This is a genomic window from Plantactinospora sp. ZYX-F-223 (assembly GCF_039649625.1).
Classification (GTDB): Bacteria; Actinomycetota; Actinomycetes; order Mycobacteriales; family Micromonosporaceae; genus Plantactinospora.
This window is the reverse complement of record NZ_JBDJAV010000040.1, coordinates 37,042-52,527: the sequence shown is the minus strand read 5'-3', so window position 1 is coordinate 52,527 and position 15,486 is coordinate 37,042. Positions and strand designations below refer to the sequence as shown.

At 72.0% G+C, this 15,486-nt stretch carries 9 protein-coding genes and 1 pseudogene; 2 read left to right on the top strand and 8 right to left on the bottom strand.

The features are described 5' to 3' along the window. Positions 1-190 precede the first annotated feature (190 nt). Positions 191-1,171 carry an LLM class F420-dependent oxidoreductase gene (locus AAH979_RS32135; protein ID WP_346261911.1) on the bottom strand — a complete coding sequence of 327 codons (981 nt, stop codon included), beginning with the start codon at positions 1,169-1,171 and terminating at the stop codon, positions 191-193. 83 nt (positions 1,172-1,254) lie between these two features. Here AAH979_RS32135 and AAH979_RS32130 point away from each other — a divergent pair, with 83 nt between their 5' ends. Continuing rightward, positions 1,255-2,088, top strand: coding sequence for a DUF1028 domain-containing protein (locus AAH979_RS32130; RefSeq protein ID WP_346261910.1), 834 nt, complete (start codon positions 1,255-1,257; stop codon positions 2,086-2,088). A gap of 504 nt (positions 2,089-2,592) precedes the next feature. On the opposite strand, the pseudogene AAH979_RS32125 reads toward AAH979_RS32130, so the two are convergent. From AAH979_RS32125 to AAH979_RS32105, 5 genes and pseudogenes are all read right to left on the bottom strand, one after another. Then, positions 2,593-4,329, bottom strand: a pseudogene (locus AAH979_RS32125) (transglycosylase domain-containing protein); the annotation flags it as partial. Between the two features lie 5 nt (positions 4,330-4,334). Continuing rightward, on the bottom strand, positions 4,335-5,249 hold the full coding sequence (locus AAH979_RS32120) for a serine hydrolase (RefSeq protein WP_346261889.1): 915 nt from the start codon (positions 5,247-5,249) through the stop codon (positions 4,335-4,337). 398 nt (positions 5,250-5,647) lie between these two features. After that, positions 5,648-6,328, bottom strand: a complete 681-nt coding sequence (locus AAH979_RS32115; protein ID WP_346261888.1) for a maleylpyruvate isomerase N-terminal domain-containing protein — start codon at positions 6,326-6,328, stop codon at positions 5,648-5,650. 288 nt (positions 6,329-6,616) lie between these two features. Next, positions 6,617-6,961, bottom strand: a complete 345-nt coding sequence (locus tag AAH979_RS32110) for a DUF1801 domain-containing protein (protein ID WP_346261887.1) — start codon at positions 6,959-6,961, stop codon at positions 6,617-6,619. Positions 6,962-7,095: 134 nt separating this feature from the next. Beyond that, on the bottom strand, positions 7,096-7,671 hold the full coding sequence (locus AAH979_RS32105) for a dihydrofolate reductase family protein (RefSeq protein WP_346261886.1): 576 nt from the start codon (positions 7,669-7,671) through the stop codon (positions 7,096-7,098). Positions 7,672-7,807: 136 nt separating this feature from the next. On the opposite strand from AAH979_RS32105, the gene AAH979_RS32100 reads away from it, so the two are divergent. After that, on the top strand, positions 7,808-10,552 hold the full coding sequence (locus AAH979_RS32100) for a LuxR C-terminal-related transcriptional regulator (protein ID WP_346261885.1): 2,745 nt from the start codon (positions 7,808-7,810) through the stop codon (positions 10,550-10,552). A 78-nt stretch (positions 10,553-10,630) separates the two neighbouring features. Here the strand turns inward: AAH979_RS32100 and AAH979_RS32095 are convergent, their stop codons facing one another. Both AAH979_RS32095 and AAH979_RS32090 read right to left on the bottom strand, forming a co-directional pair. Next, entirely contained in the window at positions 10,631-11,518 is an 888-nt protein-coding gene (locus AAH979_RS32095) for a phosphatase PAP2 family protein (RefSeq protein WP_346261909.1), read from the bottom strand. Between the two features lie 458 nt (positions 11,519-11,976). Further along, entirely contained in the window at positions 11,977-14,886 is a 2,910-nt protein-coding gene (locus AAH979_RS32090; RefSeq protein WP_346261884.1) for a glycoside hydrolase family 48 protein, read from the bottom strand. Positions 14,887-15,486 lie beyond the last annotated feature (600 nt).

Genomic DNA, 15,486 nt, shown 5'->3' with positions numbered 1-15,486 from the left:
CGAGCGGCAGGTCGGCGACCGACGCCTGTCCCGCCAGCACCCGGCGTCCGACAACCGTCCCGCCGACAGCCGGCACCCGAGGACTACTCCACCGACAGCCGGAGCCCGGACGGCCGCCCGATCCGCCAGAGACCGGTGCAGCACCGCTGCCGCCAAGGCGCGCGACGCCGGCCGGCCGTCCGAGTCGGGGTCAGCCCGGGGGCAGGGTCGCCGGGCCGAGCTGCGCGATCAGCGTGGTCAGCGCGGCGGCGCCACCGGTCGCCACCTCCGGGGTGGGCAGCAGGGCCAGCACCGGAACATCGACTCCGGCCGCCACGTACCGCTCGACGCGGGCCCGGCACGTCTCAAGGCTGCCGTGCACGACCAGGGCGTCGACCAGCTCGTCCGGGATCAGCTCGCCAGCACCCCGGCGGTCACCGGCCGCCCAGGCCCGCCACATCGGCGCGATCACCGGTTCCCTTCCGAGCCAGCGGTGGAACTCCGCGTACGCCGGGACGGTCAGGTAGGTGGCGATCAGGCGGCGGGCGAAGGTCCGGGCGTACCCGGCGTCCTCGGTCGGACAGACGAAGATCCGGGCGGCCACCTCGAAGCCGGGCCGGCGCTCCCCCAGCTCGGCGAGCACCTTCGGCACGTCGTCGTCGGCCAGCCAGTTGAGGATCGTCCCGTCCGCTTCGGCACCGGCCAGCCGCAGCATCCGGGGTCGCAGCGCGGCCAACAGGATCGGCGGCGGTACGGCCGGCGGCCGCTCCAACCGGAACCGCCGCACGGTGAAGGTGTCGTAGACCTCGTCGACCGTCTCGCCCCGCAGCGCCGCCCGCAGGAAACGCAGCACGTCCCGGCTGCGCCGGAACGGTTCGGTGAACCGCGTCGCGTTCCAGTCCTGCACCAGCACCGGTGACGAGGCGCCGATCCCGAGCGAGAACCGGCCGGGGGCGGCCTCGGCCAGCGCCGCCGCGCTCATCGCCAGCAGCCCGGGACCTCGGGTGAAGACCGGCGCGACCGCGGTGCCCAACCGCAGCGCCGGCTGCCAGGCGGCGGCGAGGGCCAGCGGGGTGAACGCGTCGCTGCCGGCCACCTCGGAGGACCACAGGTCCGTGAAACCCGCCTCGGCGAGCGCGGCGTAGATAGCGTCGTGTCCGTCGAGCGGTACGCCGCCCAGCGGCACGGTCATTCCCCAGCGTGTGGTCACCGGTCGATGGTGCCCGCTCGCTCAGGTCCGAGCAACCGAGCGTGCCCTTCTTGTAGCCTCTGCCGGTGACCTTCTCGATCGTGGCGCGATCCGACGACGGCCGGCTGCACGGGGTCGCGGTCGCGAGCAAGTTCCTCGGTGTCGGTGCCCTGGTGCCGGCCGCCGAGGCCGAGGTGGGAGCCCTGGCCACCCAGGCACACGCCAACCTGGCCTACCGGCCGCAGGGGCTGGCGTTCCTGCGTACCGGTCTGGCCGCGGCCGACGTGCTGGCCGGGCTGGTCGCCGCCGACCCCGCCCGTACGCACCGGCAGCTCGGCATCGTCGACGCGGAGGGTACGGCCGCCACCTACACCGGCGCCGACTGCCACGACTGGGCCGGTGGGCAGGCCGGCACCGGCTGGGCAGCCCAGGGCAACATCCTGGTCGGGCCGCAGGTCGTCGACGAGATGCGGGACGCCTGGCTGGGCGGTGCCGGCCAGCGCTTCCCGGACCGGCTGCTCGGGGCACTGCGGGCCGGCGACCTGGCCGGCGGCGACCGGCGTGGCCGGCAGAGCGCCGCTCTGCTGGTCGTCGGTCGCGGCGGCGGGTACGGCGGCGGCAGCGACGTCGTGGTGGACCTGCGGGTGGACGACCACCCCGACCCGGTGACCGAGCTGGCCCGGCTGCTGGACGTGCACCGGATGCTCTTCGAGCGCCCCGACCCGGAGACGCTGCTCGACCTGACCGGTGACCTCGCCGACGAGGTGTCGCGGCTGCTCGCCGGGGTCGGTCATCCGGGCGACGGTGCGGCGGTGGAGGCGCGGCTCGCCGCCTGGGCCGGCGTGGAGAACCTGGAGGAGCGGCTGGTGCCGGCCAGGATCGACCCCGTCGTGCTGGCCCACCTGCGCGCCCAGTCCTGAGCGGGCGTCCGAACCACGTCGCCCACCCACGGGCCCAGTCCCGAATGGGCCTACGGGCCCAGTCCCGAATGGGCGTCCGAGCCACGTCGTGAGGCCGACGGCCGAGGGCTTGCCGTCGGTTTCACGGCCGGGCGAGGCGTCGGTGGCGCCGGATCTGCCGCTCGGCGGCCCGCCGGCGGTCGGCGACGAGGGCGGCCGGCCGGAGGGCTTGACGCTTTCGTCCGGGGTGGGCGTGGGCGGGGCCGGCGGCTTCGATGCCCGTTCCGCCCGCTCCGGAGTACGCACCGGTGCCTGCGCCTGTGGTTTCGCCGCGTCGCCGACGTCCGTGCTGCCGAGTCGGGCCGGCGCCGGCAGCGGCACGGCGGGCGTGCCGGCGAGGGCCGCCACGAGGAACTCCCGCCACAGCTCCAGCGGCAGGTCCTCACCGTTGATCGGTCGCTCACGTACGTCCCGAACCGGTCCGGGGGTACTCCGTCCCAACCAGACCACGGCGGCGAGCTGCGGGGTGTAGCCGGCCATCCAGGCGTCCTGCACGTCCACGGTGTCGCCGTACTGCTGGGTGCCGGTCTTGCCGGCAGCAGGCCGGCCGGGTACGCCGCCGTGGTGATCGAGCACACCGCGCAGCACGGCGCCGACGTCGGCGGCGACCGCCGGAGCGAGCACCCGGACCCCCGCCGGCTTCGCGGTGTAGCGGCGTTGGCCGCGGATGTCGTCGACGGACGCGACGAAGTGCCGCTCGCGCCGTTCACCCTGGCTGGCCAGCGATGCGAACACGGTCGCGACGTCGGCCGGGGCGACCGGGTAGCGGCCGAGCGCGATGTCCGACCGGGTACGCCCCGGCGCCGGCTCGTTGGCGGCGTCCACCAGGGTGGGCCGGTCACCGTACCGGGCCGGCACGCCCATCGCCTGGGCCAGCCGGCGTACCCGGTCCGGCCCGACCCGCCCGGCGAGGGCGTAGTACGGCGTGTTCAGCGACAGTTCCATTGCCCGGTCGAGTGGACAGTCGGCGCATTGCAGGTCGCGACGGTTGACCAGCGGGACCCCGTACCGGTCGGCGAACTGGCGGGGGCTGCTCCCGTCCCACCGCGACCGGTAGGAGATGCCCTGGTTGAGCGCCTCGGCCAGCACCAGTGGCTTGAACGTCGAGGCGGGTGGCCGGGGCGCCAACGCGTCGTCGAAGTAGCCGCTGCCCCGGTCGCCGCCGTAGTAGGCGGCAATCCCGCCGGTCCGGGGGTCGATCGCCACCAACGCCGCCCGAAGTCCGAACGGCTGCTCGGCCAGGGCCCGGGTGACCTTGCGGACAGCCGCGGTCTGCGCGGTGGCGTCCAGGGTGGTGACCACCCGCAACCCGCCGGTGTGCAGCACCTGGCGTCCGATCCCCCGCTCGGCGAGTTCGCTCTCCACCGCGTCGACGACCAGCCCCAGCGGGCCGCTCAGGGCATCCCGGGTCGGCGACCGATCGGCCACCGCCGGATACGGCACGGCGGCGGCGCCCGGCTCCGCCCAGCCCAGCGACTCCATCGCCCGCATGATCCAGAGCCATCGGTCCCGCGCCGCGGCCCCGTCCACCGCCGGGTCGAACCGCCACGGGTCCTTGATCAGCGCCGCCAGCACAGCGCCCTGCTGCGGGCTGAGCCGGTCGACGGTGACCCCGAAGTAGGCCCCGGCCGCGGCCTGGATGCCGTACGCGCCGCGTCCGAAGTAGATGGTGTTCAGGTACCGCTCCAGGATGGCGTCCTTGGCGTACCGGCGTTCCAGCTTGGCGGCGAGCACCGCCTCCTTCGCCTTCCGGTCGGCGGTCACCTCCTGGCTGAGGTACGCGTTGCGGGCGTACTGCTGGGTGATGGTGGAGGCGCCCTGGGTCCCGCCGTCGGTGAGGCCGGCCCAGATCGCCCGCGCGACGCCCCGGGCGGAGACGCCGGAGTGCTGGTAGAAGTCCCGGTCCTCGGCGGCCAGCACGGCCCGGCGGACCGGTGTCGGCACCTGGGCCAGCGGCACGTCGGTGCGGTCGGCGACGCCCACCCGGGCCAGGATGGTCCGCCCGTCCCGGTAGTAGAGGATCGACGCCTGCACCGGCCTGGGGTCGTCCGGCAGCGGGATCGACCGGACGTACCAGCCCAGTCCGCCGGAGCCGAGCAGCAGCAGGACGAGGAGAAGGCTCCCCCAGCGCAGCCATCGCCGGGGGTGCCGGACGACGATCCGGGTCAGCAGTCCACGCAGGCTGCGGCCCAGCGCGGCCATCCCCCTCACCGGGCGTTCCCGGACCGGCCGAGCGCGTCGGCGCTCACCCCGGCCGGCGTCCCGACCGGACCGGTGGCCGGCGCAAGCACCTGGCGCGCCACCTCGGTGCAGGTCCGGCCGCCGTGGTCGAGACCGCCCCGGGCGGTCGAATAGCCGGTCTGCACCACCAGCACCCAGCGGGCCGAGACGGCCAGACAGTTGACCGCCCACCGCCCCTCGTTCACGTGCAGCGTCCAGCCGTTCTTGATGGCCAGCCCGGCCCGCTCCGCGCGCGGCAGTGCCGAGACGATTCCGAAGTAGCCCTCACCCCGCACCCGCCGCATCTGGTCGAGTACCCATCTGGTCCACCTCTGACCAGCGGCGCGGCCGTCGGCCACGCAGCCGCCCATCCGGGCGGCGTCCCGGGCCGTCATCCGGGTGAGCGACCACCAGCCGGGCCGTACCGTCGTCTCGGTGAGTCCGCAGATCGTGATCAGGCGTTCGATGACGGCGTCCTCGCCGTTCCGCTGGTAGATCACCTCGGCGGCGTGGTCGTCACTGTCCCGGATCATCGCGGAGAGCGCCGCGATCTCGTCGGGGTGCGGCCGGATGTCGCGCTCGGCGAGCCGACGCAGGTCGTCGGCGGCTATCCATACCTTGATCATCGATTCGGCGGTGTAGGTCTGCGTCGCCTCGGCCGAGGTTCGCAGCGTCCTGGTGCGCAGGTCGAGCAGCGCCCAGGCGACCCGGTCGGGCTCGACCGGCGGTGCGCCGGTCACGGCCCGCCACCGATGCACCCCGACCACTGACGCCGCGCCCAGCACCGTCACGAGCACGCCGACCAGTCCCAGGCGTAACGCCCGCCGTCGCCCCCGCCGCCGGGCCGGCGCCGGGGAATCGGGTACGTCGGCCGTCTGGCCGTCGCTCGTCGCCGCGTCCAATCAGCACTCCCCGGCGACCGGAGCCGGGGCAACCGGCGGGTCCGCAACGCGGGACGACTCCGAACAAATCATGATCATCCTCCCAAGCGGCGCTCCGACGCCTATAAGGACGACAGTCAGATCTAATACGTTGCTCGGAGGAGTCGAGCAGTGTGCCGCCGCTGGCCGGATTTTCCGGGCCTTGGCAGTTTCCGCAGGCGGACGGCGTCCAACCGGCGCGCGGTGGGATTCGAAGGACGCGGGTGCGGCGGCTTTCTCTCCCGTCCGGTCCGCGCTGCCCCCCGGATGTACGTCGCGCCGAGCTGCCCGCCCTCGGTTGGTGACGAGCTGAGGCGGTGCGTGGCGGCCCGAGGCGGGCCGGCGCCATGCCGGACGCCGCCGGCCGGACCGGATCCCGGTCAGCCGAAGGCGAGCCAGCGCACCCCGCGCCGGTCGAGTTCGGCCCGGTCCCGGCCGGTCAGCGGCCGGCGGCCGGTGGCCTTGCCGATCAGGGTCAGCCGGTCCCAGCGAAGCTCCTCGGCGAGCCCGACGGCCGCCGGGCCGGCCGCCCGGGTCAGCAGCCCGGCGATCATCTCACCGGCCGGTTCGGTCAGCCACGGCTCCCGGTCCAGCGCGGCGGCCAGGTCCAGTCCGTGCAGCCCCAACTCCACCACCCGGGTTACCAGGAACTCGTCCAGGGTCATCGGGTCGCCGTGCCGGGTCCGGACCAGCCGCCCGGGCGGCGCCGCGAGGCTGGCCGCGTACGCGCCGCGCCAGGTCCGCGCGAACTCCTCGGCCAGCTCGTGTCCGCTGCCGAACCCGGCGCCCTCCCGGCGGGCCGTGTCGATCCGAGCCGCGTCGGTCTCCGGAGTGAACTTCGCCGGCCCGAAGTACGCGGCGGCGTCGACCTCGGCGCGCGGCGGCGCCGGTTCGGCCAGCATCCCGACCACCCGGCCGGCCCCGGTGCTCACGTGCGCGGCCAGCTCCCGTACGTCCCACGGTGGACATTGCGTCGGTCGGGCGAACTCCGGCTCGGTGAGCCCGGCCAGCACCTCGGCGAGCCGGACGGCTTCGCCCCGGAACACCTCGACCACCCGCACGTCGTCAGGTTACAAGCGCGCATCGACGCAAGGTACGAGCGCCCATCGCTCCTGCTCATTCCCGCCCGGTTCGCCGAGGGACGGTAAGTGCTGCGCCCGCGCGTCGTGCCTGCGTACGGCGAGGATGTGGATTGACGACATCCACCGTGCCCGCAATCGGCGGCAGGCCGGGTGCAGTCACCCGCACCCGGCCTGCCGGCGGGAGGCCGGGGTCGAGCGTCGCCCGCAGCAGGCGGTCGGTCACGTTGCCCCTGCGCCGCTCCTCGGCCAAACCGCATACTCTGCCAGCTACAGGGCGGTCGTGGTCTTTGCCAGGATGCTGGCGAGTGCGGCGTAGTCGACGTCCTGCCCTTCTTTGATGTCGACGGCTTTGCGTTCACCGTTGCCCAATGCCCGAAGGAGTCCCTTGACCTCTGGGATGTCCGTCGCGTTGAACACCATGAACGAGACCTTGGCCTTGGCCACCGCGATGACAGCCGCGTAGTGCCCGTTCTTGAGGTAGTGCGGCTTGCCGTACTGGAGCCGCTCCTCGACACCTGGAACGGTCTGGCCGACCATCGTACGTAGTTTCTCGCACACATCGGTCTGCCACGGCTGTGCCTTGTTGATGTACTGCGTAACACTGTCACTCACGGTCTTCTCCTTCATCACCGTTCGTCAAGAGCGGGGGTCGGTATCCAGCTCGATCTGCGTCGATCAGTTGTGTCTCGTCGTACATCCGGATCCTGCCGGCATGCCGCCTCGGTCACCCTTCACCGACAGGAGCCTCAGGACTCCTGCCCCCACCCGACGAGGTCGTCCTGGCTGGGGGTGTAGGTCAACACGACCACGCCCGAGTCGAACGCCTGCGTGCCGACCAGCCGAAGGACCATCGGCCCGCCCGACTCTTCGAAGAGGCGCACCCCACCGCCCATCACGACGGGGTAGGTGACCAGGCGCAGTTCGTCGAGGAGCTCGTTGCGCAGCAGCCACCTGACCAGTGCGACACTGCCGTAGATCAGGATGTCGCCATCCAGCTCGGCCTTCAGCTTCGCGATCGTCTCAGCGACGTTCTCGCTGATGACGGTGGTGTTGTTCCACTCGCCCCGCTTCAGCGTCGTCGAGACGACGTACTTGGGCATGTTATTCATCTTGTCGGCGAAACCGGCCTCGTCGGTCATGTTCGGCCAAGAGGCAGCGAACCCCTCGTAGGTGGCCCGGCCGAGCAGCAACGCGTCGGCGGCCCGGAGCTGCTCCAGCCCGGTTCGCATGGAGTCCTCGCTGACGAACTGGAAGGTGAACCGCTGCGGGTCATCGACGACCCCGTCGGCGGTCGTGAAGATGGACAAAACAATGCGTCCCATATGTGCCTCCCGGGTGCTTCGGTGACCTGAGATAGAGCCTCCAGCACGGGGACGGCACGGGCATCAGTGGCGACCACGTATTCCACCACCCATTGGAGCACCAATACCTGACCCCGGAGTCAGGCATGATGGTGCGATGACCGTCGCGTATCCCGCCGGAGCGTCGAAGCGAGAGATCGAGGTACTCGTCATGCTCGGCGCGCGCCTGTCCAACGCCGACATCGCCGGCAGGCTGCACATCTCCGTACGGACTGTGGAGAGTCACGTCTCCGCGCTGCTACGCAAGTACGGCGTCGCCGATCGGAGGGCGCTCGCCGAAATCGCTGTGCAGGCGCAGGCAGGGGCGCCGGTGCCAGGGCGGCTGGCCGGCCTGCAACCAGCGCTCACCACCTTCATCGGCAGGAGCGCCGAACACGAGCACCTGATGGAGACACTGCGCAGCGCGCGGCTGGTGACCGTGGTGGGGCCGGGCGGGGTGGGAAAGACGCGGCTGGCGGGCCAGATCGCCGAGGCGGCGGGGCCTTCCTTCCCCTCCGGCGGCGCGTTCGTCGATCTCGTCCCGGCCCGCGGTGGGTACGTCGCGCAGGCGGTTGCCGCCGCGCTCGGCGTCAGCGAGCGCCCCCAGCAGTCGCTGGAGGACGCCGTGGTGGAGCGGCTCGGAGAGGGCCGATCGCTGCTGGTGCTGGACAACTGCGAGCATGTGATCGACGTGGTGGCGCCGTTCGCGGAGCGGGTGCTGGCCGGCTGCCCTGGGACCCGCATCCTCGCCACCAGCCGGGAACGACTCGGCGTACCGGGCGAGCGTGCCGTACCGCTCGGCCCGCTGCCGCTGGAGTCCGACGCCGAGCGACTCTTCATCGACCGCGCCACCGCCGCGGACCCCGGGTTCGCGGCGGACCCTGTGGTGGTCGCCAAGCTGTGCACGCGGCTGGACGGCATGCCGTTGGCGATCGAGCTGGCTGCGGCACGCAGCGCCACCCTGGGCGAGAACGGGTTGCTGGCCGCACTCGACGACCACCTACGGCTGGTGGCCGGCGGCAGGGGTGTGGACGAGCGGCACCGCTCGCTGCGCGCGGTCATCGGCTGGAGCTACGACCTGCTCGATGACGAGGAACGGGCACTGTTCCGGCGGCTCGCCGCCTTCGCTGGGGCATTCGACCTCGACGCCGTCGCCGCGGTGAGCCCCGCCGGGAGCACCCGCGGTGCGGTCGCCGACGTGCTTGGCAGGCTCGCGGACAAGAGCCTGGTCACCGTGCACCGCCGGGGTGGCGCGGCCCGGTGGCGACTGCTGCAGACGGTACGCGCGTTCGCCGCCGAACAACTGGACGCGTCGGGCGAGCGGCCGGAGACCCAGGACCGGCACCTGCGCTGGGCGGCGGACGTCGCCACCGAACTGGAGACGAGGCTGGACGGCGACGAGTGGTACGAAGAGTTCGACGCGGTCGCCGACGACCTGAGAGCCGCCCTCGCCGCCGCCCCCGAAGGCCCGGCTGAGCTGCCACACCGGCTGGCTCGGGCACTGGCCCACCTCGCCTACACGCGGCGGTTCCTGATGGAATCGCTCGGCCACTACCGGGCCGCCGCCGAGCTGGCCCCCGCTCCGGGCGAGGCCGCGGCGGACCTGTCCGCCGCCTCCGCCGTTTCCCATGCCATCGGCGACGACGGTCAGCGGCCCTTCGACCTGCTGCTCGCCGCCGCGGAGCGGGCCCGCGCGGCCGGGGATCACGGGGCCACGGCCATCGCGCTGGCGCAGGCGGTCACCACCGCCCGGCGGCATCCGGCAGGGTTCGCCACGGAGGTCCCGTACGAGCGCCTGCGTGACCTCCTCGACGAGGCCGCGTCCGCGGCTGACGGGTCGAGCGACGCCGTGGTGGCGGCCCGGCTCGCCGAGGCGGCGGCGTGGGCCGCGACCTCCGACAGGTACGAGGCGGACCCGGCACTCGCCGAGGCCGCTGCGGCAGCCGCCCGGGCCACCGGCGATCCGGTGCTGACCAGCGCGGCTCTGGACGCGGTGGCCACTGCCGGCATCGTGGCGGGGCGCGGCGCGGATGTGCGCCGGGTGATGGACGAACGGTTGGCCCTGCTGCCCGCGATGCCCCGGCACGACCCGAACGCCGCCCCGGAGATCGTCGACACGTACCGCATGGCCCACCTGGCCGCCCTCGGCGTCGGTGACCTACCGGCCGCCCTGTCGATCGGGCAGCAGACCATGGACGACGACCTCGCCGGCAGCTCCTACTACTCGGCCGCCCTCCTGATCACCCCGCTGGTGCTCAGCGGGCGCTTCGACGAGGCGCTGCGAATGGCGGGCACCGCGTGGGACGGTTGGCAGCGGGCCGGCCGTCCGCGCACCGGCACGATGTCGCCGCCGATGGCCGCCGTCGCCCTCGTCCACGGGCTGCGCGGCGACGACGAGGGGTACGCACTGTGGCGTTCCCGCGCGATCGAGGTCATCGGGGAGCTACCCGCGCACTCCACGTTCGTGACGATGGTCGACGCGCGGCTCGCCGTACACGCCGGGCGGGTCGAGGACGCCGCCGCGCTCGTCCGGTTGGCCTTCAACGGCATCCGAAGCTGGTCTCCGCCCTACTCCCGTGCGGTGGGTGCCGAGCTGGCGGTCGTCGCCGGGCTTCCCGACGCGCCGGACCTGCTATCGGCCGCCGAGCGGCACGAAAGCGCGTGGGCCGCCGCCTGCACCGCCCGCGCCCGAGGCCGCCATTACGGCGACAGCGCCGCCCTCACCGCCGCCGTGGCGGGGTGGGAGCGGATCGGCGCCCGGTTCGAACGCGCATCCACGCTCCTGCTGTTGCCGGACCGTGCCGCCGAAGGCCGGCGGGAGCTCGCCGCCCTCGGTGTCGAGGTTCCGGCTCAGGGAGTTTGAGGAGAACTCCTACCACTTTTGAGTGTGGGAATCGGCGCCAGCGGCCGCCCGTAGTCTGGCCACTTCTGGCAGGAGCTCTTAGTCGGCCGGACCGGTGACGCCTCGGCCGGTATATCGGGGCACCACCCGGTGCAGGGTGACCAGTACCAGGGCTGTCACCAGGGCGGCGGTGCCGGCGATCCCCGCCGCGCTGCCGCCGTACGCGATCAGGAGCTGGCGTCGGCCGAACTCGGAGATCGGCGTCGACCGCATGCCGTCGGTCCAGCCGAGGGCGACCGCGGCGACCAGCAGCAGGGCCAGGCCGACCACGCCCAACACGGCGGCGGCCCGCCGGTTGCCGTCCGCGGCGGCGACCTGCGCGGTCTCGCGTTGGGTCAGCAGCAGCACCAGGCTGGCCGCCGACGCCCAGGCGCCGACCACCAGCAGCGCCGCCACGGCGTCGCTGGGCCGGTGCCAGCCGGCCGACAGGGTGGCGACACCGGCCGCGGCGGCATACCCGGCGCCGACCAGCGCACCCCAGCCCCGGACCCGGGGCGGCAGCACCATGACCAGGGCGATCGCCACCGAGGCGGCGACCGCGGTGTGTCCACTGGGCAGGCTGTTGCCGGCCGCCTCGCGGGCCTCGTCAACATCGAAGTCGGGTCGCTCGATGAAGGACTTCAGCGCCTGGGTGGTGAGGTTGGCGCCCACGATCAGCAGCACGGTCACCACCGCCAGCGTGATCCGGACCCGGATCAGCGCGATGAAGCCGATGACCGCGGTGGCGGCCAGCAGCGACAGCAGGGAGACCGCGTTCAGTACGCCGCCGACGATGCCCTCGATCCGGTGTTGCCCGATCGAGTTGCCGGTCAGTGCGATCGTGTCCAGCACCTGGCCCTGTTCGGTGCCGACGGCGAACCGCCAGACCACGACGAACGCGAGGATCTGGAGTGCGGTCAACAGGACCAGCCAGGAGGCTGTCAGGATGCCGCTTCGGCCACGCACGCCGGACACCGTATCGGACGCTCCCGGCATAGCCGACACCGCACTCGATCCGCGAGTGGCGCAAGGGGGCGGAAGGGGGCGGACAGCAAGAAGCGGGAGGGGCCGCCACGGGGGAAGCGGCCCCTCCCACTCAGGTCAGGATACTCCGTCTTGCCGTAAGGGGCACCCCGGACTGACTGGAAACTCAGTGTCTTAGTCACGTCCCGGCACGAAACTCTTCGCCATGGCAACGGCCGGAGGAAGTGGTCCCGGCCCCGGAGAACGAGGCCGGGCGGGCGGCACCGGTTGGTGCCGCCCGCCCGGCGGGCGGTGGTGGTCGCCCCGTGCTGTCCGGAGTGGAACGGGAGTGGCGGGCCGGCCGGATCGCTGCGTTGGCCAATCCGGCCGGGCCCGCCACGGTTGGCCTGACCGTGGGAATCAGGCCCGTCTGGTGACCGGGATCAGCCGATCAGCCGGTCGTAGTCGTGCAGCGCCATCGCCACGTCGATCTGCGCCCAGAAGCGGTGGTACGTGAAGGTCGGCACCGGGCCGCCGTTCAGGTACGACTCCACCTTGTCCCAGTCCGGGTCGTCCTCAAGGAACGAGCGGATGCTCAGGAACGTGGAGTTGGAGTTGATCGGGTCACCGTTCGGCATGGTGCCGGTGAAGCCGGACGGGATGTAGAGACCCTGGCCGGTGCTGGAGTTGTAGGTGTCGTCGAAGCGGTTGTAGTCCGCCTTCGTCTCCGGCACCGCGACGCCCTTGTCGTCCTTGTGCTGCAGGACGGCGTCGAGCAGGGCCTTCGCGGTCTCCTTGGCCTCGGTGTGGTTGGCCTTCGCACCGTAGTAGATCAGCGTACGGGCGTAGGCACCCGCGACGCCGACGTCCTGGGTGTGGTCGACCACCGAGACCCGCAGGTTGCTGTTGTTCACCGAGGTGGTGCCGGCGGTCCAGTTGCCACCCGGCTGGCCGCTCCAGCTCAGCGTCGACGGGATCTGGTAGTCCGCACCGTTCACCGTGGTGTTGTCCAGCGCCCAGTTGACCCACTTGTCGAGCAGCGCCTTGGCCCGGGCGTCACCACTCTCGTGGTAGTACTCCGCGACCCGCTCCATGCTCCACGCCTGGAAGCCGAACCACTGGTTCGACGGCGGGTCGTGGTAGACCGGCTTGACGTCGTACACCATGCCGTAGAAGGTCGGCACGCCGGCCGGGCGGGCGCTGTAGTCGCCGTTCCAGCTGTTGGTCGCGCCACCGGCGATCGCGCCGTCGGCCGACTGGAGCCAGGTGTAGAAGTCGATCTGCCGGGTGAGGCTGGTGGCCCAGTCGGTCCGCGCGGTCGGCGACCGCGGGGTCAGCTCGGACACCGTGGAGAGGGCGTACGCGGCGAACGGGTTCTGGTAGCCGCCGTGGTTGTGGCTGGAGCCGATCCGCCACGACCAACTGCTGCTGCCACCCTGCGAGCCGCCCCAGGCGTAGTACCAGGAGAGCAGGTATGCGGAGCTGTTCTTGCCGGTGCCGGCCGCGCAGGACGGCGAGGCGCACCCGGGCTGCTTGAAGTACTTGTCGTACATCGCGTAGCGCAGGTAGTCACCCATCTTGGCGGCGTTGGCGATGGTGGCCGAGATCTGACCCTCGGCACCCTGCTCCTTGGCCCACTTCAGCGCCCAGTACGCGGCCTGGACGGCGCGGGCGTCGGCGTCGGGAGCGTTGGTGTAGCGCCACTGCTGGGCGTAGGACGAGTCACCGATGAAGATCGGCAGGTAGCCGTTCGGGCCGCCGTGCCGGAACGTCTCGCAGGAGGGGTGCGGAACGGTCTCGAAGACCGACTCCTGCGGGCCGCGCTGGTAGGTGTTGATGTACGCCGGCTTGGTGGTGCCGTCGCCGCACTTGCCGTAGCCGTAGACGTTGTCCACGTCGAGCAGCCAGTGCATGCCGTACACCCGGCCGCTGTTGTAGGTGGACTGGAGCTCGGCGGCGAGTGGGTCCTGACCCACCCGGACGCTGGAGTCGAGCTTGCCGCCCTGCTGCGGGTAGAGGTCCGGCCGGTTCGCCTCCGGGGCGTAGTCCGCCGGGTCGCTGGCGTTGTAGTTCGACTGGGTCTCGGACGGGATGATGTACCGGTCCATGACCTCCCAGGCGTCGTTGAACGGTCCCCACTCACCGGTGGTCCGGCCGTACATGGCCTCCAGGAAGAGCCAGTAGCTGAACGCCTCGGAGGTGGTCTCGTGACCGTGGTCCGGGGCCTCGACCAGCAGCGTCTCCACGGAGTGGTACGGCACGCCCTCGGGACTGAAGTAGCCGCTCGCCGGCGCCTTGATCTTGTTGTAGAGCTCCAGGAACTCCTCGCCGTACTCGCCGGCCGGTCCGCCGCCCTCGTCGTCGGTGACGGTCACCTGGGTGGTGCCGGGGGTACGCCCGCTGGCGCTGGCGGTGACGGTCGCCGTGTCGTTGGTGTCGTCGGCGTCCTGCGCGGCGTTGACCGGGACGTTGACGCCGGTGTTCCAGTTCTGCGGGGTGATCGTCGCGGTGCTGGCGCCGAGCGTCACGTCCGCGTCGCCGGTCTTGGCCAGGTTGACGGTGACGTTGCTGGTCGGCGCGGCGCTGAGCTTGACGTTCAGCGCGGCGTTGCCGCCCTCGGGCACCGAGAGCGTCGCCGGGACAACCACGCTCGGCTGGGTCGTGCCGCCGACGGTGAAGGCCACCTCGTCGATGCCGCTCAGCCCGGCGCTGTCGTACGCCCTGGCCTGTGCGGTGTACGACCCGGCCGGCAGCGCGCTGTTGGTGTAGCTGTACGGCGCGCTGGTGTCGGTGCCGACCAGCAGGCCGTTGCGGTAGAACTCGACCCGCTCGACCGGCCCCTCGGCGTCGCTCGCGCTGGCCGAGACGGTGACGTCGGCCGGTGCGGTGAAGGTCGCGCCGTTGGCCGGGCTGGTGATGTCAACGGTCGGCGCGGTGTTCTGGGCGCCGTTGCACGGGTTGCCGTTGATGGTGAACGCGGTCGGGTTGGCGTTGGTCCCCGAGTAGGAGCCGTTGAACCCGATGCTGGTCGAGGCGCCGGTGCCCAGGTTGCCGTTCCAGGCCACGTTCGTCGCGGTCACGTTGGCGCCGGACTGGGTCCAGTTCGCCGACCAGCCCTGGGTGATCCGCTGGTTGCCCGGGAAGGTGAACCCGAGGCTCCAGCTGGTCATCGGATCGCCGACGTTCCGGATGGTGACGGACGCGCTGAATCCGGAGCCCCAGCTGTTGGCGGTGTAGGTGACGTCGCAGCCGGGGGCCGCGTAGGCGGTGCCGGGGACGACGGCAACACCTCCGACCACCAATATGCCGGCGGCGGCCATCGCCAGTCGGCGTCTTCCTAACCTCAACTTCATGTCGTGACTTCTCCTCGCGGACCGGGCCGCGGTGCTGCCGCGGCTGGGGCGCCTCCTGCGCGTGGTGCGGGGGCGATGCGCGTGGGTGGGTAGGCGCCGGAATGGTGGTGGGCAACCCGTCCCGGACCGGGGTCGGCGGACGCCGGAGGAGACGCCGGACGTGGCGGCTCCGAGCTGTGCGGGGGCGCCGTTACCGAGAGACTCGGATGCCCTGGCGGCCCATGATCGCGTCGGCTTGTGGCTCCCTGCCGCGATAGTTCGACAGTGTGGCATGGGAGCGCTCCCGCAGCAAGTGGAGTCCGGCGCGACTCCACTACAGACGCTCGGATAAGCCCGCTGACCTGGGCATAGAGTCGATCGAGGCAGCACAACGGAGTTTCGTCGACGTTGGCCTGATGTTTCGATCTTATTTTGGGTCTTTCACAAACCCGTGACGCGGGCTACAGTCCAACCAACGTCGATGGGAGCGCTTCCATTGATGAAGATGTAAGTAGCTTGGATCGCACCACCACGGAGGCTGCGAGGACCCGGTCCCCGGATCGATCGCTCCCCGTTGGGCGAGCTACGGCAATGGTACGTAGCCGCCGACCGCTCAGCCAC